Source organism: Brevibacterium sp. p3-SID960, assembly GCF_025144725.1.
Taxonomy (GTDB): Bacteria; Actinomycetota; Actinomycetes; order Actinomycetales; family Brevibacteriaceae; genus Brevibacterium.
In genome coordinates, this window is the sequence record NZ_JALXKS010000051.1 from 1 (window position 1) to 18,230 (window position 18,230).

General features: G+C 66.4%; 15 protein-coding genes. 8 read left to right on the top strand and 7 right to left on the bottom strand.

Going from position 1 to position 18,230, the window contains the following annotated elements:
- From M3B11_RS12430 to lipB, 3 genes are all read right to left on the bottom strand, one after another.
- Window positions 1-711 (bottom strand): DUF4191 domain-containing protein (locus tag M3B11_RS12430; RefSeq protein ID WP_259877760.1); only part of this gene is annotated, 711 nt, incomplete at its 3' end.
- A gap of 64 nt (window positions 712-775) precedes the next feature.
- Entirely contained in the window at window positions 776-1,816 is a 1,041-nt protein-coding gene (gene lipA / locus M3B11_RS12435) for a lipoyl synthase (protein WP_259877761.1), read from the bottom strand.
- A gap of 78 nt (window positions 1,817-1,894) precedes the next feature.
- Entirely contained in the window at window positions 1,895-2,533 is a 639-nt protein-coding gene (gene lipB / locus M3B11_RS12440) for a lipoyl(octanoyl) transferase LipB (protein ID WP_170274052.1), read from the bottom strand.
- Between the two features lie 154 nt (window positions 2,534-2,687).
- On the opposite strand from lipB, the gene M3B11_RS12445 reads away from it, so the two are divergent.
- On the top strand, window positions 2,688-4,286 hold the full coding sequence (locus tag M3B11_RS12445) for an ARC6/PARC6 family protein (protein ID WP_259877762.1): 1,599 nt from the start codon (window positions 2,688-2,690) through the stop codon (window positions 4,284-4,286).
- 103 nt (window positions 4,287-4,389) lie between these two features.
- On the opposite strand, the gene sucB is transcribed toward M3B11_RS12445, so the two are convergent.
- From sucB to M3B11_RS12460, 3 genes are all read right to left on the bottom strand, one after another.
- Entirely contained in the window at window positions 4,390-6,432 is a 2,043-nt protein-coding gene (gene sucB / locus M3B11_RS12450) for a 2-oxoglutarate dehydrogenase, E2 component, dihydrolipoamide succinyltransferase (protein ID WP_259800400.1), read from the bottom strand.
- A gap of 21 nt (window positions 6,433-6,453) precedes the next feature.
- Window positions 6,454-7,845 (bottom strand): dihydrolipoyl dehydrogenase, encoded by a 1,392-nt coding sequence (gene lpdA, locus M3B11_RS12455; RefSeq protein ID WP_259857219.1) that lies wholly within the window; start codon window positions 7,843-7,845, stop codon window positions 6,454-6,456.
- A gap of 223 nt (window positions 7,846-8,068) precedes the next feature.
- Complete coding sequence (locus tag M3B11_RS12460; protein WP_259877763.1) at window positions 8,069-9,580, bottom strand: leucyl aminopeptidase; 1,512 nt, start codon at window positions 9,578-9,580, stop codon at window positions 8,069-8,071.
- A gap of 165 nt (window positions 9,581-9,745) precedes the next feature.
- On the opposite strand from M3B11_RS12460, the gene M3B11_RS12465 reads away from it, so the two are divergent.
- Complete coding sequence (locus M3B11_RS12465) at window positions 9,746-10,822, top strand: quinone-dependent dihydroorotate dehydrogenase (RefSeq protein ID WP_259877764.1); 1,077 nt, start codon at window positions 9,746-9,748, stop codon at window positions 10,820-10,822.
- Between the two features lie 224 nt (window positions 10,823-11,046).
- Here M3B11_RS12465 and M3B11_RS12470 read toward each other — a convergent pair whose 3' ends face one another.
- Window positions 11,047-11,682, bottom strand: coding sequence for a DUF3043 domain-containing protein (locus M3B11_RS12470; RefSeq protein WP_217004947.1), 636 nt, complete (start codon window positions 11,680-11,682; stop codon window positions 11,047-11,049).
- A gap of 33 nt (window positions 11,683-11,715) precedes the next feature.
- Between M3B11_RS12470 and M3B11_RS12475 the strand changes: the two genes are divergently transcribed.
- The 6 genes from M3B11_RS12475 (at window position 11,716) to M3B11_RS12500 (ending at window position 17,373) form a co-directional block, all read left to right on the top strand.
- Entirely contained in the window at window positions 11,716-13,080 is a 1,365-nt protein-coding gene (locus M3B11_RS12475; RefSeq protein ID WP_217004945.1) for a M20/M25/M40 family metallo-hydrolase, read from the top strand.
- Between the two features lie 154 nt (window positions 13,081-13,234).
- Window positions 13,235-13,588, top strand: coding sequence for an iron-sulfur cluster insertion protein ErpA (gene erpA / locus M3B11_RS12480; RefSeq protein WP_102159991.1), 354 nt, complete (start codon window positions 13,235-13,237; stop codon window positions 13,586-13,588).
- A 16-nt stretch (window positions 13,589-13,604) separates the two neighbouring features.
- Complete coding sequence (gene aat / locus M3B11_RS12485; protein WP_259856697.1) at window positions 13,605-14,243, top strand: leucyl/phenylalanyl-tRNA--protein transferase; 639 nt, start codon at window positions 13,605-13,607, stop codon at window positions 14,241-14,243.
- Window positions 14,244-14,375: 132 nt separating this feature from the next.
- Complete coding sequence (coxB, locus tag M3B11_RS12490; RefSeq protein WP_259856698.1) at window positions 14,376-15,266, top strand: cytochrome c oxidase subunit II; 891 nt, start codon at window positions 14,376-14,378, stop codon at window positions 15,264-15,266.
- A gap of 47 nt (window positions 15,267-15,313) precedes the next feature.
- Complete coding sequence (gene ctaD / locus M3B11_RS12495) at window positions 15,314-16,975, top strand: cytochrome c oxidase subunit I (protein WP_259877766.1); 1,662 nt, start codon at window positions 15,314-15,316, stop codon at window positions 16,973-16,975.
- Window positions 16,972-17,373, top strand: coding sequence for a cytochrome c oxidase subunit 4 (locus tag M3B11_RS12500; protein ID WP_217004937.1), 402 nt, complete (start codon window positions 16,972-16,974; stop codon window positions 17,371-17,373). Before ctaD ends, M3B11_RS12500 begins: the two co-directional genes overlap by 4 nt.
- Window positions 17,374-18,230: the final 857 nt, after the last annotated feature.

An 18,230-nucleotide genomic window follows, 5' to 3' on the forward strand; every position in this document is an offset into this window, starting at 1 on the left:
GCGGTGGTTCGGCCGGGCCTTCATCGGGTCGATGCCCTTGGGGATCGGCGGGTTCTTCGTCACCGAACCGAGGGCGGTCAGCCGGTTGCGCACGGCGAGGATCTCGGCCTTGTTCAGCTTGCGCGGAAGCCGGTGGACGGTGCGCACGATCTTGCTCATCGGGATCTGGCCGTCCTGGTCGCCGCCCTGCAGCGTGTAGATCGGCACATTGGGCAGCACGCGCTCGTGGCGCTTCTTCTGCTTGGCCAGCAGCTTCTCGACCCGGCCCTTGGGGCCTTCGCTCATGAGCACCACGCCGGCTTTGCCGGTGGAGCGGAAGACGAGGTCGCGGCTGCGCGGATCGACGTCGATGGGCTGCTCATCCATGAGCCAGCCGCGCCGGCAGGTGTTGAGCACCGCGCCGATCGCACCGGGCTGGCCCTCCATCTCCTTGAACGCGGCAGTCTCAGCGAAGCGGCCGAGCATGAACAGGGCCAGGAAGATACCGAGCATGAGACCCAGGATCGTCCACAGCCAGATCGGGCCGAAGAGGAAGCCCACCCCGACACCCAGGGCGGTGAGGCCGACGATCGCGGCGAGCATGAGCCAGACGGTGGCGGGGTTGTGCTTCTTCGACAGCTGCACAACCTGGCGCATCTGCGCGATGCGGCCCGGCTTGCTCGGATCCTTCGGCTTGCGCTTGAAAAAGCGGCGTGGCTTCTCTTCTGACATTCCTGTGCTCAATCAGCTTTCATTGGTGTGGCGGATGACGCCCCAGCCGTGCTGGGCGGACAACCTAGAATTGTACCTCTTCGCCGGGTCCGAAGGTATTCACGACCGCCTGCGCCTCCTGCTTGGCCGGCATCTCCCGGTCGAGGTGCAGCAGGTGGGCGGGGATCTCCTCACCGCGGCGGCGCATCGCCTGCGCCCACAGCCGGCCGGCCCGGTAGGACGAGCGCACGAGCGGTCCGCTCATGACACCGGCGAAGCCGATCTCCTCACCGGCATCGCGCAGCTCGACGAAGTCCTGCGGCTCGACCCAGCGCTCGATCGGATGGTGCCGGGGCGATGGGCGGAGATACTGGGTGATGGTCAGCAGGTCGGTGCCGGCATCGTAGAGGTCCTGCATCGCCTCGATGACCTCGTCGTTGGTCTCACCCATGCCGAGGATGAGGTTCGACTTAGTCACCAGGCCGGCATCGCGGGCCTTCGTGATGACCGACAGCGATCGCTCGTAGCGGAACCCGGGGCGGATGCGCTTGAAGATCCGCGGGACGGTCTCGACATTGTGGGCCAGCACCTCCGGCCGGGAGGAGAACACCTCGGCGAGCTGGTCGTCGTTGGAGTCGAAGTCGGGGATGAGCAGTTCGACGCCGGTCTGGTGGCCGTCCTCGTGCTCGATCGCGTGGATGAGGCGCACGGTCTCGGCGTACAGCCAGGCACCGCCGTCGTCGAGGTCGTCGCGGGCGACACCGGTGATCGTCGAGTAGCGCAGGCCCATCGTCGCGACCGATTCGGCCACCCGGCGCGGCTCGTCGGCGTCGAAGTCGGCCGGCTTGCCGGTGTCGATCTGGCAGAAGTCGCAGCGGCGGGTGCACTGCTCACCGCCGATGAGGAAGGTCGCCTCGCGGTCCTCCCAGCATTCGAAGATGTTCGGGCAGCCGGCCTCCTCGCAGACCGTGTTGAGCTTCGAGGAGCGCACCAGGGACTTGAGTTCGGTGAACTCCGGTCCGATATTGGCCTTCGCCTTGATCCAGGCCGGCTTCTTCTCGATCGGCGTCTGGGCGTTGCGTGCCTCGACACGCAGCATCTTGCGTCCTTCAGGAGCAATCGTCACTGTGGGTCCTTCTCGTCGGTGGTCGTGCCTCGTGCAGGTGCGCCGGCCGGCGCGGCTGATGCCGGGGCTTCAATTGTCTCAGGCGGTGATGTGCCTGGCGAGCGCCGCTTCGACAGCCGGAGCGACGTCGGCGGGGGTGATAGTGCGGCCGGTTTCGGCACTCAGGCTCGTGACCCCGGCATCGGCGATGCCGCAGGGCACGATCGAGTCGAATCCGGTGTTGTCGTTCGAGCAGTTGAGGGCCAGCCCGTGCATCGTCACGCCTTCGTGGATGCGGATGCCGATCGCGCCGATCTTACGCTCGGGCAGTGTGTCGGTGGCGGCCAGCCACACGCCGGAGCGCCCGTCGACCTTCATTGTCTCGATGCCCAGGGACGCGCACACGTCGATGAGGGCATCTTCGATCTGGTCGACGAAGAGCTTGACGTCTTTGGCGTCGTTGAGCCGGTAGATGAGGTAGACGACGAGCTGGCCGGGTCCGTGCCAGGTGATCTTGCCGCCGCGGTCGACGTCGATGACCTCCGTTCCGTCGACCGGGCGCTCATGGTCTTCGGTGCGCTTGCCAGCGGTGTAGACGGGGGAATGCTCCAGGAACAGGAGGGTGGACTCGCGCGTGCCGGCGATGACGTCGGCGTGATAGCGCTGCTGGAGATCCCAGGCGCTGCGGTAGTCGACATAGTCGGGTGCATACCCGAGGCATTCCACTGTGAATGACATGCACTCACCCTATGCCGCACGCTGCAGGCGGGCAAAGCCGTCCGCATCCGCCGCCGACGGTTATCCACAGATCCGACAAGCCCATGGCAACACCCTCCAGCCCAGCCGTAGCCTTGCCGCACAGCCGATCACCACGAGTGCAGACAGGAGGGACATGGCCGAGCAGACGTGGCACACCGTCGCCGAGGTGGCACCGGGGATCCGCCGCATCAGCACAGGGCAGCGCACCGCCTGGTTCCTGCCCGAGGGCGATGTGGCCGATATCACGCACCGGTGGCCGGGAATCGGCACCGCTGAGCTCACTGGCGGGCCGGTGAGCTGCGATCCTGCCGCCGTTCCCGAGCCGGACGGCACCCGCGCAGGTGACGTCGCCTCAGTCGATGGGCAGCCCGCCCACGTGCTCGGCCAGCCGCGGCAGGCAGGCGGCAACGGGCTCATCGTGCCCCGCTTCCACGGCGGTCTGCTCGTCGATGCGCTGCGCAGCTATGCCGGGCTGACCCTCGGGCAGACTCTGGCGGTGCTCGGTGCCTGCCTGGAGGCGCTGTGTGCCGCCCCTGCACCGAGTTCCGGCCGGCTGCGCTGCCACCGCAGCGCCTTCGGCGTCGATGATGCCGGTGCCATTCACCTCGTGCCCGGCCATACGGTGCCGGTTGAGTCAGTGTCGAGCGAGGCGGTCGAGTTCGGTCAGCTTGCCTATCTGTGCCTGACCGGCCTGACATGGGAGGAGCACGGGGTGCCGGTGCCAGACCTCACCCCAGCCGTTCCGGAGCCGTTGGCCGGCATCATCATCGAACTGCTCGAAGCCGAACCCGGCGGCGGTCCCGCGCCCGGGCCCGAGCTGCTGACGAGGCTTGCGGCAATGGGCGAGCCGGAGCAGATTCCGTTCGTCCCCGTCGAGGCGGAGGTCTCGGTGTCCGAGGCGGTGACCGCCCAGCTGCGCGTCGACGCCAGCGTCGCGTCGGCACTCACCGGCCGCTATGAGCGCAGCCGCGAGCGCACCTCAGGCGGCCGGCGTGAAGAAAGGGCTCGCCGGGCCGAAGACAGCACCAAGGGCAGCGGGATCGGCCGGCTGCGCGCGGCCGCCGGGCACGCCAGACGCGACCGAATGCCCCGCATGAAGAACTCCACTTCGCGGAAGGCACAGAGGCGCACCCACGAGCCGACGCAGCGCAGGCGGCAGGGGAGAGGCTCCGGAATAAGCGGCTTCCACCTCCCGCGGCTGCCGTTGAACCGCACGATGCTCATCGGCGCTGCGGCCGCACTCGTGCTGAGCCTGTCGGGGATCGCGCTGCTCACCGGTCTCATCGATCCCGGAGGTGAGGCGGTCGCCCCGGGCAGTGCCGGCCATAACCCGCCCAGCGAACAAGCAACTGAAGGCCCTGCGGCGACCACCGCCTCGGGGCCGGAGAACCCCAAGGACGCGTTCGCCGCGCTCACCCGCAGACGCGAGCAGGCCTACCACCTCGGCGATGCCGCAGCGCTGGCGGAGCTGACGGTCGCAGGCTCCCCGGCAGCGGCAGCCGATGGCGCAGCCGACGTCGAGGCCTTCCAAGGCAGTGACATCAGCATCGACATCGAATCGGCTCAGATCACGCAGCAGGAGGCGGACCGAGCCGAGCTCGACGTCGCCACACGGACGCAGGTGAGCGCACCCGATGGGTCCGGCCACGACTACGGCAGCGTGCGCATGCGCGTCGAGTTGCGCCGCGAGGACGGCAGCTGGAGGGTCTATGACGCGATCGAGCAGAGCTGAGACGGGCTGAGACGACACTGCGGGTGGGATGCCGGAGCATCCCACCCGCAGTGGCCGGTGTGCCGTGCGTCAGCTGGCCATGAGGCTCAGCTGACGCTCCGGATCACAGTTCAAGGTCGGCGACGAAGTTCGCGTCCTCGAGGCGCGCCTTGATGGTCTGCAGGAAGCGTCCTGCATCCGCACCGTCGACGAGCTCGTGGTTGTACGTCAGCGGCAGGTAGACCATGTCGCGGATCGCAATCGATTCGCCGCCGTCAGCGGTCTCGACGACGACCGGGCGGCGCGTGATGACACCGGTGCCCAGAATGCCCATCTGCGGGGTATTCAGGATCGGGGTGTCGAACAGCGCGCCGACGCTGCCGATGTTCGTGACCGTGAAGGTGCCGCCGGAGAGCTCATCCGGGCCGATCTTGGCCGTGCGGGTGCGCTCAGCGACATCGTCGATGGCCTTGGCCAGACCTGCGATCGAGAGGTCGCCGGCGTCCTTGACGACCGGAACGAGGAGACCCCGCTCGGTGTCGACGGCAACAGCCAGGTTCTCGTGGTCGAAGTAGGTGATCTCCTTGGCTTCGACATCGTAGGTGGCGTTGACCTTCGGGTGGACCTGGAGTGCTTCGACAATGGCCTTGGCGAAGAACGGCAGGTAGGTCAGCTTGACGCCGTGGGTCTGCTGGAACTGGTCCTTGTAGGCCTTGCGCAGCTGACCGACACGGGTCATGTCGACCTCGATGACCTGCGTGAGCTGTGCAGAGTTCTGCAGCGACTCGCGCATCCGGGTGGCGATCGTCTGGCGGATCCGGGAGGCCTTCTGCGTGGTGCCGCGCAGCTTCTTGACCTCTTCGGGGATCTCGACGACGAACGGCTCGCGGTCATCGGTGACAGCCGGCTTGCCGGCTGCCGGTGCCGGAGCACCGCCGGACTTCGATCCGCCGGCGTTCTCGGCTGCCGAGAGCACATCCTGCTTGCGGATGCGACCGCCGACACCGGTGCCGGTGACGTTGGAGAGATCCACGCCCTTGTTCTTGGCCAGGCGACGCACCAGCGGGGTGACGTACGCCGAACCGTGGGCGACAGTCGAGGAGATCGACTGCTTGGCCTCTTCACCGGCGGCCTGCTCGGCTGCGGCCTTCTGCGCCTCAGCGGCAGCGTCCTCGTCGGACTTCTCCGACTTCTCGGACTTCTTCTCAGCCTTCTTCTCGGACTTGTCCGACTTCTCGGCCTCGTCCTTGGCCTCCTTGGCGTCGGACTCCTTGTCCTTGACCTCGGAGTCATCGGACTCGTCGTCCTCGTCGGACTCCTCCTTGACGTCGTCGTCGGTGTCCTCCTCGGAGACGTCATCGGCCTGCTCGGTCTTGCGGTCGGTGGTCTCGGCCTCATCGGAGTCGTCGGAGTCATCCGCGTCATCCGAGTCGTCAGCCGGGGCATCGCCGGAGCCGATGAGCGCCACGACATCGCCGACCTCGACGACATCGTCCTCATCTGCCATGAGCTTCTGCACGGTGCCGGCCACAGGGGAGGGCACCTCGGTGTCGACCTTGTCGGTGGAGACCTCGAGCAGCGGCTCGTCGACTTCCACCTCGTCGCCGACCTCCTTGAGCCAGCGGGTGACGGTGCCTTCGGTGACCGATTCGCCGAGCGCCGGCATCTTCACCTCAGTGGAGTCACCGGAACCGCCCGAGGACTTCTTCTTCGGCTTCTCGTCGCTGTCATCCGAGTCATCCGAATCGTCGGAATCATCAGCGGAGTCGTCGGAGTCATCCGCGTCGTCCGAGTCACTGTCGTCAGCCTCGTCTGCGGAATCCTCATCAGCTGAGTCCTCGTCAGCCTGATCCTCAGCCCCGTCATCGGAGGAGTCGGCATCATCACTGTCGGCATCCTCATCAGAGGAGTCGTCAGAGGAGTCGCCGTCACCGTCGCCGATGACAGCCAGATCGCCGCCGACCTCGACGACATCGTCTTCGTCCGCAAGGATCTCCTGCAGGGTCCCGGCGTACGGGCTCGGAATCTCGGTGTCGACCTTGTCGGTCGAGACCTCGAGCAAGGGTTCGTCGACCTCGACCTCTTCGCCGACCTCCTTCAGCCAGCGGGTGACTGTGCCCTCGGTGACCGATTCACCGAGAGCCGGCATCTGCACTTTGTTGGACATAACGTTTCGTCTCCCTCGCTCTTAGCTGTGGAAATGAAGGGGCTTGCCGGACAGAGCCAGGGCGGCTTCGCCGATCGCCTCGTTCTGGGTCGGGTGGGCGTGGATGAGCTCGGCGACCTCTTCGGGGAAGGCCTCCCAGTTGACGATCAGCTGCGCTTCACCGGCCTGCTCGCTCAGGCGCGCGCCGATTCCGTGCACGCCGAGGACGGGCCCGTCTTCGAGGCTGACGAGCTTGATGAGACCAGTCGTCTTGAGGATCGTCGACTTGCCGTTGCCGGCGAGGTTGTACTCGATCGTCTTGATCTTGTCCTCACCGTGCTTCTCCTCAGCCTGCTTCTGGGTCAGGCCGACGGAGAAGATCTCCGGCTCGCAGTAGGTCACGCGCGGGATGCCGGATTCGACGACCGGTGCCGGGTCGAGTCCTGCGATCTCTTCAGCGACGAAGATGCCCTGGGCGAATGAGCGGTGGGCCAGCTGCAGGCCGGGCACGATGTCGCCGACGGCGTAGATCGAGCCGACGCCGGTGTGCTGGCGCTCATCGGTCAGCACGAAGCCGCGGTCCATCTCGATGCCCTGATCTTCGAAGCCGAAGCCCTCGGTGACCGGGCCGCGGCCGACGGCCACGAGCAGCACCGCAGCGTCGAGCACGGTGCCGTCTTCGAGGGTGACGTGCACGCCGTCGTCGTCCTGCTCGACGCTCTTGAACATCGTGCCGACGGTGAACTTGATCTTGCGCTTCTTGAACGCGCGCTCGAGGTTCTTCGAGATCGTCGCGTCCTCATTGGCGACCAGGTTCGGCAGACCCTCGACGATGTGGACCTTCGAGCCCATCGAGGCCCAGACGCTGGCGAACTCGACGCCGATGACGCCGCCGCCGAGCACGATCGCAGACTCGGGCACCTCGTCGTACTGCAGCGCCTGTTCCGAGGTCATGACGCGGCCGCCGATCTCGATGCCGATGGTCTTCGACGTCGAACCGGTCGCCAGCACGATGTTCTTGCCGGTCACGGTCATCGAGCCGTCATCGGTGGAGACCTCGACGGTGTCCTTGCCGGTCAGCTTGCCCTCACCGGCGATGTAGTCGATGCCGCGCGCCTTCACGAGTCCCTGCAGACCCTTGTAGTTGCGGTCGATGATGCCGTCTTTGAATTCCAGGACCTTGGCCATGTCGACGCCCTGCAGCTCGACATTGATGCCGAAGGACGCGGCCTCGCGTGCGGAATCCGCCACCTCGGCGGCGTGCAGCAGGGCCTTGGTCGGGATGCATCCACGGTGGAGGCAGGTGCCGCCCACCTTGTCGCGTTCGATGAGTGCGACGCGCATATCGAGCTGGGAAGCGCGCAGCGCGGCAGCGTAGCCGCCCGTGCCACCACCCAGAATGACGAGGTCGTAGGTGTTGTCCGATTCGCTCACAGGTTGCTCCTCGTTGAATGGATGAACTGCCGGGTCACGGCACTTGTCTCCATCTTTCCACTATTTCCCGGAAATGTCGCAACCGTTCGCCCCTGCACCCCCGTAACCCTGCTCACGTCTGTCTCATGTGGATTCCCGGCCCGAGGCGGTGGCTGGTGTGGGCACATGGTCAGGGGCGCAGCCGCCGGGTCTCGGCTGCGCCCCTGACTCAGGTGGGCTGCCGTCAGCTGCGGTCGAGCTGCTCAGCCACCTCGACCAGGGTGCGCACCGGGACGCCGGTGCCGCCCTTGGCCGTGTAGCCCCACGGGCTCTCACTGTTGAAGGCCGGGCCTGCGATGTCGATGTGGGCCCACTGCTGGCCCTTCTCGACGAACTCGTTGAGGAACACACCGGCGGCGAGCATGCCGCCTTCGCGCTTGCCTGTGTTCTTCAGGTCAGCGACCGTCGAATCGAAGTGCGAACGGATCTCCTCGGGGAACGGCATCGGCCACATCGACTCACCGGTGACCTCCGAGGCGAGCACGACGCGGTTGCGTGCCCCGTTGGTGCCCATGACACCGGAGACGCGGTTGCCGAGTGCGATGACCTGCGCGCCGGTGAGCGTCGCGATGTCGATGAGGAGGTCCGGCTTCTCCTCCTGCGCGGCGACGAGCGCGTCGGCGAGCACGAGACGGCCCTCGGCATCGGTGTTGAGCACCTCGACGGTCTTGCCGCCGTAGATGCGGATGACATCGGAGGGACGCTGGGCGTTGCCGCCGGGCATGTTCTCAGCCAGGGCCAGCCACGCGGTGACCCGCACCGGCAGCTCCAGGTCGGCAGCGGCGAGCACGGCCTGCGCGGCCGCAGCCGCACCGCCCATATCGCACTTCATCTCCTCCATCGCCTGCGGCGGCTTGAGCGAGAGTCCGCCGGAGTCGAACGTAATGCCCTTGCCGACCAGCGACAGGTGCTTCGTGGCCTTGCGCGGCTTGTATTCCATCTTCACCAGGCGCGGGCCGCGAGTGGAGCCCTTGCCCACACCGGTGAGGCCGCCGTAGCCACCGGCCTCGAGGGCAGCGTCGTCGATGACCGTGACCTTGACCTTGCGGGTCTTGGCCTGTTCGGTGACCTTCTCGGCGAAGGTCTCCGGGTACAGGTCCAGAGGCGGCTGGTTGACCAGGTCGCGGCAGCGGTTGGTGGCGGCACCGAGGAACTGGCCGCGTGCGACGCCGTCCTTCGAGGCCTTCGGTGCCAGCACCGTGGCCGAGGTGACGCGCTTGTGCTCTGCAGCGTTCGACCGGTACTCGGTGTAGCGGTACGAACCGAGCACGGCACCGGTGGCCGTCGCCTCGGCAGCGGCCGCGGTCTGCGCCGGGAAGGCGATGGCGACCGATTCGCCCTTCGTCAGCGAGCGCACGGCTACAGCGGCAGCACGGCGCAGCGCTTCGTGGGCGGCATCAGCGTCGAGTTCTGATTCGAGGGCCACCTCGTCGAAGTCACCGAGGCCGGCCAGCAGCACCGAGCCGGCGGCGACGCCCTTGGGGGACGGGATCCGGGCCAGCGCACCGGCTTTGCCGGTGAAGCCGACAGCGGCGGCAGCGGCGACGAGCTCCTTGCGGACCCCAGCGGCCAGTGCGACACCCGAGGGGATGGACACGGCATCGCCGTCCGCGGCCACTCCGATGACCAGGACGTCGGCCCTGCTGCGGCCGGGTTCGGATGCCGCGGCGTCGATCGTCAGTTCTGCGGTCGTCATTCTGTTCCTTTCCATAGACAGAAATCTCAGGCAGGGGATCTGCTCCGCCTCCTACCGTAGTCAATGCAGACACCGCTGGGGCGAAAGTCGCCTGCCGAACTTCGATTCGTCAGCGAACTCCCACGTGTTCTCCTCGCGCCCGGCGGTCTCGCCTAGGATGAGAGCGTGTACTCGCTGATCTTCCGCACCCTTCTGACCCGCTTCGACGCGGAGACCGCCCACCACCTCAGCTTCACCGGCCTGCGCGCCCTTGACCGCGTGCCCGGGCTGCGCCGGCTCAGCCGCGCGGTTATGAGCCGCGGCACCTCCGACCCTGTCAACGTTCTCGGCCTGCGCTTTCCCAACCGACTCGGAATGGCAGCCGGGTTCGACAAGAACGCCATCGGCATCCGGGCGCTGACCCAGATGGGCTTCGGCCACGTCGAGATCGGCACGGTCACCGCTCACGGCCAGCCGGGCAACCCGCGCCCGCGCCTGTTCCGGCTGCTGGGCCACCATGCGGTGCTCAACCGGATGGGCTTCAACAACGACGGGGCGGCTGCGGCCCGTCTCAAGCTGCTGCGCGCCCGCGAGGACATCGCCAAGCTGCCAGCGCAGCAGCGCCCCGTCATCGGTGTGAACATCGGCAAGACCAAGGTCGTCGAGGCCGCTGATGCCGCCGAAGACTACCGCCAGTCGGCAGCACAGCTGGCCCCGCTGGCCGACTATCTCGTCATCAACGTCAGCTCCCCGAACACTCCCGGCCTGCGCAACCTGCAGTCGGCCGAGGCTCTTGAACCGATCATCACCGCAGTGCGCGACGCCGCCGGGGCGGTCGAGGCTCCGCGCTCGCGCCTCGGGCACGTGCCGCTGCTCATCAAGATCGCCCCGGACCTCGCAGACGAGGACGTCCTCGCTGTGGCCGACCTCGCCCTGCGCACCGGCGTCGACGGGCTCATCACGACGAATACGACGATCGACCGCAGCGTCCTCTCCGGCGCCGACCAGGCCTTCGCCGAATCCGAAGCCGGCGGGATCTCCGGTGAGCCGCTGGCCGAACGCGCCTTCGAGGTGCTGCGCCTCGTCCGCAGCCACGTCGGTGACCAGCTCACCATCATCGCCGTCGGCGGGATCGCCGACGCCCGGGATGCCGCCGCCCGCCTCGGCGCCGGTGCCGATCTCGTCCAGGTGTACTCCGGGCTCATCTACGGCGGGCCGATGTGGCCAGGCCGCATGCTGCGCACGCTGCGCCGCAAGCCCTGAGTATATCCGCGTGCGGAGAGTCCCGGGACACACATCCGCGTGCGGGGAGCCCCGATGCGCGCACCCGCGTGCGAAGAGTCCCGACAGCAGAGGTCTGGAGAGACATCAGCGCCCTTGAGAAGAGGAGAAGCGCCCCCGCATCAACGGGGACGCTCCTCTCATCTCCTCAGCCGGCACCTCGGTAGCGGGCGGTCCATGCGGGACCACCGCCTCGGGACCGGAGATCAGGACGGGTACTGGCCGCGCTTGACCTTGGGCTTGGGGATGCGCAGCACCCGCAGCTGGATGGCGCGCATGACGGCGTAGAAGGTCAGGCCGCGCTCGAGGTTCTCCTTGCCGCCGAACTTCTGGGCCATCCGGCCCTTCATGACGTAGTTGAGGATGAAGCAGTCGATGACGACGAGCAGGATGAGGCCGTAGACGGCGTAGCTCGTGATGATCTGCACCTGCGGAGTCGAGATGATGAAGCCGATGAGCAGCACGACGAAAGCGAACGGGATGAACATCTCGCCGATCGAGAAGCGGGCGTCGACGAAATCGCGCACATAGCGGCGCTGCGGTCCGCGATCGCGCGGACCGAGGAACTTCTCATCACCCTGCATGAGGCCGATGCGCGCTTCATCGCGCTTGCGGCGGATCTCAGCCTTCGCCTGCTTGTTCGCCGACTTCCGGTCATCGCCGACGAGCGGCTGGCGGCGGGCAGCCTCCTGCTGGGAGCGCTTCGGCGTCGGGCGGTTCTTCTTCGCCTCAGCCGGATTCACCGCCTCGGCAGCCTCGTCGACCGGGCCTGCGGAGGCAGCATGGGAGCCCGTCCGCTCTGCGGGCGATTCATCCTGGGAGCTATTCTTCCGTCCAAACACGCCCTCTATCGTATCCGACTATAGGATCGCCCTATGACCCACGTGAACCGTGCTGAACTGACCTCCCGCCTCGACGCGATCTACGACGACGTCCTGGTCCGCCTGAGCGAACTCGTCGCCATCCCATCCCTGGCCTGGTCGACGGCGGATCCCGCCCATGTCGACGCCACCGCGGCAGCTGTCGCACGCATGGCCGAACCGCTCGGGTTCGCAAGCGTCGAGACGCTGCGGGCTGAGAATCCCGACGGCACTCCCGGGTTCCCCGCTGTCGTCGCCAGCCGCCCGGCTCCTGAGGGCCGGCCGACCGTCGTCCTCTACGCCCACCACGATGTGCAGCCGGCCGGCGACCTGAGTCAGTGGGACACTCCGCCGTTCGAGGCGACGATCCGCGGCAACCGCATGTACGGCCGCGGCGCCGCCGATGACAAGGCCGGCATCCTCGTCCACCTCACCGCCCTGCAGCTGCTCGGCGACGAACTCGGCGTCGGCGTCGTCCTCTTCATCGAAGGCGAAGAGGAGATCGGCTCGCCGAGCTTCCGCAGCTTCCTGGAGACCTACCGCGACAAGCTCGCAGGCGACGCGATCATCGTCGCCGACTCCTCCAACCTCGCCTGCGGAAAGCCCGCGCTGACGACGAGTCTGCGCGGCATGGCCGGACTCGAATTCACCGTCCGGACGCTCAGCCACTCCGTGCACTCGGGCATGTACGGCGGGGCTGTGCCGGATGCCACCCTGGCGATGACCCGGCTGCTGGCCACCCTGCACGATGACGATGGGGCGGTGGCCGTCAGCGGTCTGCGCTCCGCGCCCGAGGCGGCAGCTGAGTACGGCGATGACCCGATGGGCACCGACACGGTCGCCCTGGCAGGCACTGAGCTCATCGGCCGCGGCTCGATCGCCTCGCGCCTGTGGCACCAGCCCTCGATCACCGTCATCGGCATCGACACCCCGAACGTCGACGACTCCTCGAACACGCTGCTGGCCAGCGTGCGCGCGAAGATCTCAATCCGCCTGGCGCCGGGGGAGAACCCCGCCGATGCGTTGGCTGCAGTCAAGCGGCATCTGCAGGAGTACGTGCCCTTCGGCGCGGAGGTGGAGTTCGGAGCCGAGGAATCCGGTGCCCCGTGGCGTGCTGACTCCTCTGATCCGGTCATCGCGACGGCGATGGAGGCGCTGAGCGAGGGCTTCGGCGCAGAGGCAGTCCAGATGGGACTCGGCGGTTCGATCCCGTTCATCGCCGACCTCGTCGAGGTATTCCCGCAGGCATCGATCCTCGTCACCGGCATCGAAGACCCCGACACCCGCGCCCACAGCCCGAACGAATCGCTGTACCTGCCCGACTTCCGCTCAGCGATCATCTCCGAGGCGCTGCTGCTCGACCGGCTCGCCCGCGACTGAGCGCTCTCGCTGCAACGCGATCACTGGAATAATGGCGCAACGATGAACGTTGAACAGGTGACGCCGCCTCCGGGACCCATCCGGGGCGGCCGCGCCGCAGCCAGCCGGAGTGCCCAGAGCTGACTGCACGACCAAACTGATGTAAGGAGACCTCATGACCGCCACGCAGGACACGAGCGCCACGCACGAAGTTGACCTCACCTCCGAGGCGGCCGACAAGGTCCGCAGCCTCCTGCAGCAGGAGGGTCGCGATGACCTGCGCCTGCGCGTGGCCGTGCAGCCCGGCGGCTGCTCGGGCCTGATCTACCAGCTGTACTTCGACGAACGGTTCCTCGACGGCGATGCCGTGCGCGACTTCGACGGCGTCGAGGTCATCGTCGACCGGATGAGCGTGCCCTACCTCAACGGCTCGACGATCGACTTCTCCGACACCATCGAGAAGCAGGGCTTCACGATCGACAACCCGAATGCCGCCGGCTCGTGCGCCTGCGGCGACTCCTTCAGCTGACCCAGCCGTACCAGCCATGTCACAGGGCCTGGACGATCTCCGCGCCATCGGCGCCATCAGCGGGATCGACCAGGTCCTGTCTGCATACCAGGCCGGGCTCTTCCCGATGGGCATCGGCCAGCACGGCGCACCGCCGATCGGCTGGTGGGCCCCGCTGACGCGCGGGGTGCTCAGGCCCGGAGACCTCCGCGTGACGCGTTCGCTCCGCCGCTCACTCACCCGCTTCACGTGGTCGGTCGACGCCGCCTTCGCCGAGGTGGTGGCTGGCTGCGCAGACCCTGACCGCGACGGCGCCTGGATCACCCCGCAGATCGCACAGCTGTACCAGCGCCTGCATGAGGCAGGCCACGCCCACTCGATCGAGGTCTACGAAGACGGCCGGCTCGCCGGCGGACTCTACGGGGTCGCGTTCGGCGGGGTGTTCTGCGGGGAGTCGATGTTCCACACCAGCCGCGACGCCTCCAAGGTCGCCCTTGTCAGGCTCGTCGAACTGCTCGACAGCGTCGGCGATCACACCCCGTGGATCATCGACGCGCAGTGGCAGACCTCGCACCTCGAAACACTCGGCGTGTCGGAGGTCAGCGGGTTCGAGTACCTCGAAGCGCTTGCCGTCGCGCGGGGCGGCCGTCATTTCCAGGCTTTTCTCACGAAATGAGCAGTCGGAAGTGAATTTCTACCTCTTGTAGCGGTAAGGTGGACGAGAACAAAGTCAGTGTTCGGCGATTCGCGTGCGTCCGCTCAGATGAGAGGGCCTGCGAGGAGCTGACAAAGTTGCGAAAGGCTGCACGTGGATTCTCCGAATCAGCCAGTCCGCTCGGGCCCCACAGCCTGGGCCAAGCGGCTCGGTGTCATTGGCGCCCTGGGTGCCGTTGCGCTGCTCTCCGGCTGCTCGAAGGAGCACTGGGAAGTAGGATTCCTCCCACCTGAGTCCAAGGGAGCGACGTCCCACACGGATCACTACATTCACCTGTGGAACGGCGGCTGGATCGCCGCGCTCATCGTCGGTTTCGTCACCTGGGGCCTGCTGCTGTGGTGCGTCGTCGCCTACCGCCGTCGCAAGCACGAGCGCGGACTGCCCGTCCAGCTGGCCTACAACATGCCGGTCGAGATCCTCTACACGGTCGTGCCGATCATCCTCGTCGTCGGCTTCTTCTTCGAGACCGTCAAGGCTGTGGAGAACACGATCTATGACGACACTCCCGGCGAGGTCGTCGTCGAAGTGGTCGGCAAGCAGTGGGCATGGGACTTCAACTACATCACCGAGGACGCCTACTACTCCAGCGTTCAGGTGAATCTCGATGGAACCGAGAAGGCCGGCGAGAAGGTCCCGGTCCTGTACCTGCCGTCGAACACCGACCTGGAGATCCAGCTGCGCTCCCGCGACGTCATCCACTCGTTCTGGGTTCCGGCATTCCTCGAGAAGCGGGATATGATCCCAGGCCGCACGTCGTCGCTGCACTTCCAGGCGCTGAAGGAAGGCGAGTACGTCGGCAAGTGCGCTGAGCTCTGCGGCGAGTTCCACTCCGAGATGCTCTTCAACGTCAAGGTCGTCTCCATGGACGAGTACAAGGCGTACACCGACTCGCTGCGCGAGGAAGGCAACACCGGCCGCCTCGGACCCGAGTACGACCGCACTGACTGGTACAAGAACCCACATGAGGGAGGGGATGACGAGTGACCGCAGTCGCTGATAGCAACCGCACTGTCACAGTCGACCAGGCACCTATGCCCAAGAGCCTGGGCAAGGTCATCGTCAACTGGATCACGTCGACGGACCACAAGACCATCGGGTACATGTACCTGATCGCGTCGTTCACGTTCTTCTGCATCGGCGGCGTCATGGCGCTGCTCATCCGCCTCGAGCTCTTCGAGCCGGGCATGCAGGTCCTGGAGACCAAGGAACAGTACAACCAGCTGTTCACCATGCACGGCACGCTCATGCTGCTGATGTTCGCAACTCCGCTGTTCGCCGGATTCGCGAATGTCATCATGCCGCTGCAGATCGGCGCTCCTGACGTGGCATTCCCGCGCCTGAACGCCTTCGCCTTCTGGCTCTTCCTGTTCGGCAGCCTCATCGCCTGCGCCGGCTTCCTCACCCCGCAGGGTGCGGCATCGTTCGGCTGGACGGCCTACGCCCCGCTGTCGAACACGACGTTCACACCGGGCATCGGCGGACACATGTGGGTCATGGGCCTGGCCTTCCAGGGCTTCGGCACGATCCTCGGCTCGGTGAACTTCATCACCACCATCATCACGATGCGCGCCCCGGGCATGACGATGTTCCGCATGCCGATCTTCACCTGGAACACCCTCATCACCGGTATCCTCGTGATGATGGCGTTCCCGCCGCTGGCCGCCGCCCTGCTCGCGCTCGGCGCCGACCGCATCCTCGGCGCACACGTCTTCAGCCCGGAGAACGGCGGCCCGATCCTGTGGCAGCACCTGTTCTGGTTCTTCGGCCACCCGGAGGTCTACGTCATCGCCCTGCCGTTCTTCGGCATCGTCTCGGAGATCTTCCCGACTTTCAGCCGCAAGCCGATCTTCGGCTACAAGGGCCTCGTCTACGCAACGATTGCGATCTCGGCGCTGTCCGTGACCGTGTGGGCACACCACATGTACGTCACCGGCGCGGTGCTGCTGCCGTTTTTCGCCTTCATGACGATGCTCATTGCCGTCCCGACCGGTGTGAAGATCTACAACTGGATCGGCACGATGTGGCGCGGCTCGCTGACCTTCGAAACCCCGATGCTCTGGTCGCTCGGCTTCCTCGTCAGCTTCGTCTTCGGTGGCATCACCGGCGTCGTGCTGGCCAGCCCGGCCATGGACCAGCAGCTGTCTGACTCCTACTTCGTCGTTGCGCACTTCCACTACGTCATCTTCGGCACCGTGGTGTTCGCAATGTTCGCCGGATTCTACTTCTGGTGGCCCAAGTGGACGGGCAAGATGCTCGACGAGACCCTGGGCAAGATCCACTTCTGGCTCCTGTTCATCGGCTTCCACGGCACGTTCCTCGTCCAGCACTGGATGGGTGCCGACGGCATGCCGCGTCGTTACGCCGACTTCCTGCCGCAGGACGGCTGGACCTGGATGAACCAGATCTCCACCGTCGGCGCACTGATCCTCGGCCTCTCGATGATCCCGTGGTTCTGGAACGTCTGGGTCACCGCACGCAAGGCACCGAAGGTCACCGTCAATGACCCGTGGGGCTACGGCTCCTCGCTCGAATGGGCGACCTCCTGCCCGCCGCCGCGTCACAACTTCACCTCGCTGCCGCGCATCCGCTCGGAGCGCCCGGTGTTCGACGCCAACCACCCCGAGCTCCTCGAGCTCGCTGGTCACCCGCGTGACGCCTACTCGATGATTGAGAAGAAGGAGACCGCCAAGTGAAGACCGCAGCAATCATCTTCTCCTCAGGGCTGTTCTTCTTCGTCCCCGTCGCGATCGTCTACGGCATCCTGACGGACTTCAAAGAGCTCGTCGGATTCCCGGCCATCCTGCTGCTCGGCGGTATGGCCATCATGATCGGCGGTTACCTGTTCCTGCAGCACCGCAGCGTCGGAGACACTCCGATGGATCGCCTCGATGCCGAGATCTCTGACGAACACTACGAGTACGGCTTCTACAGCCCGTGGAGCTGGTGGCCCATCATCATCGCCACCGGTGCAGGCATCTGCTTCCTCGGCGTTGCCGTGGGATGGTGGATCTTCCCGTTCGGTGCCGTGATCGCCTTCATCGGCGTCATCGGACTCGTCTACGAGTACAACCGGGGCGACCACGCACACTGATGCTCTGTGAGCCCGAGGGCCTGCCAGGATGTTCATCATCCTGGCAGGCCCTTTTCGCTGCTGTCGCGACTCAAACCTGTGGGCGGACGAGCAGGAAGTGCGCGCTGCGACGATCCGAGCCTTGCGCAGAGCTTGCCACCTCTGTGGAGGAGAGGCCGGTAACGCTTCCAGCGCCGGCCAGCCATCCACCACCGATTTGGCAGTTGATCGAGGCCGACGCAGTGTGCATGCCGCGTAGCGCGTACGTCCAGCCTGCAGCTGTGATGAGCGGTGCCAGCAGTTTCGAGCGGCCCGTCGGTCGCCGGTGTCCGTCACTTCTAATGCGGAGAGGCTCCCGCCGCGCAGCCGTGTGCTGGACGTTGCGGGCTCTCCGAAGACATCGTGAATGGGCAGAGCGCCGCTGAGTCCGCTGCCGGTGCCGTGTAAGAAGATGACGATCGAGAATCTCTGCGCTTTCTATCGTCGATGGACAGGATACGCATCCTGCGGCAGAGCCAGTCGTCCTTCGCAGCCGGGCAGCCGCCCAGGAAGGAGCGGCCCTATTGACGGCCCAGTTGCAGAGGTCGGCTGAACGAGCGGTCGATGTGGAAGCATGTGACGCCGGCCTGCGAACGCACTGCTCAAGCCTGGTTCCAGCACGCAGAAGCCGGCATGGTTGAGACGCGATCTCATCGGCTGCTGCGCGCAACCCTCCTCAAGGCTGAATTGCATGTCGCCGAGGAGGCCTACGGGCCGCCCGTATGGTGACGCGCGGGGAAGCCTTGATCCGAGACGCGAGTGGCCGTCGTCCGCGGGGGAGCAGGATCAGAGGGGGCCAGAGCGGCTCCGTGCTTCATCAATCCCGTGAGGTGTCAACG

Excerpts from the sequence above, each read along its gene's own strand:
- M3B11_RS12475 (WP_217004945.1), top strand. The coding sequence starts at position 11,716 with ATGACCCACGTGAACCGTGCTGAACTGACCTCCCGCCTCGACGCGATC.
- lipB (WP_170274052.1), bottom strand. The coding sequence starts at position 2,533 with ATGTCATTCACAGTGGAATGCCTCGGGTATGCACCCGACTATGTCGAC.
- M3B11_RS12460 (WP_259877763.1), bottom strand. The coding sequence starts at position 9,580 with ATGACGACCGCAGAACTGACGATCGACGCCGCGGCATCCGAACCCGGC.
- ctaD (WP_259877766.1), top strand. The coding sequence starts at position 15,314 with ATGCCCAAGAGCCTGGGCAAGGTCATCGTCAACTGGATCACGTCGACG.
- erpA (WP_102159991.1), top strand. The coding sequence starts at position 13,235 with ATGACCGCCACGCAGGACACGAGCGCCACGCACGAAGTTGACCTCACC.
- M3B11_RS12445 (WP_259877762.1), top strand. The coding sequence starts at position 2,688 with ATGGCCGAGCAGACGTGGCACACCGTCGCCGAGGTGGCACCGGGGATC.
- sucB (WP_259800400.1), bottom strand. The coding sequence starts at position 6,432 with ATGTCCAACAAAGTGCAGATGCCGGCTCTCGGTGAATCGGTCACCGAG.
- aat (WP_259856697.1), top strand. The coding sequence starts at position 13,605 with ATGTCACAGGGCCTGGACGATCTCCGCGCCATCGGCGCCATCAGCGGG.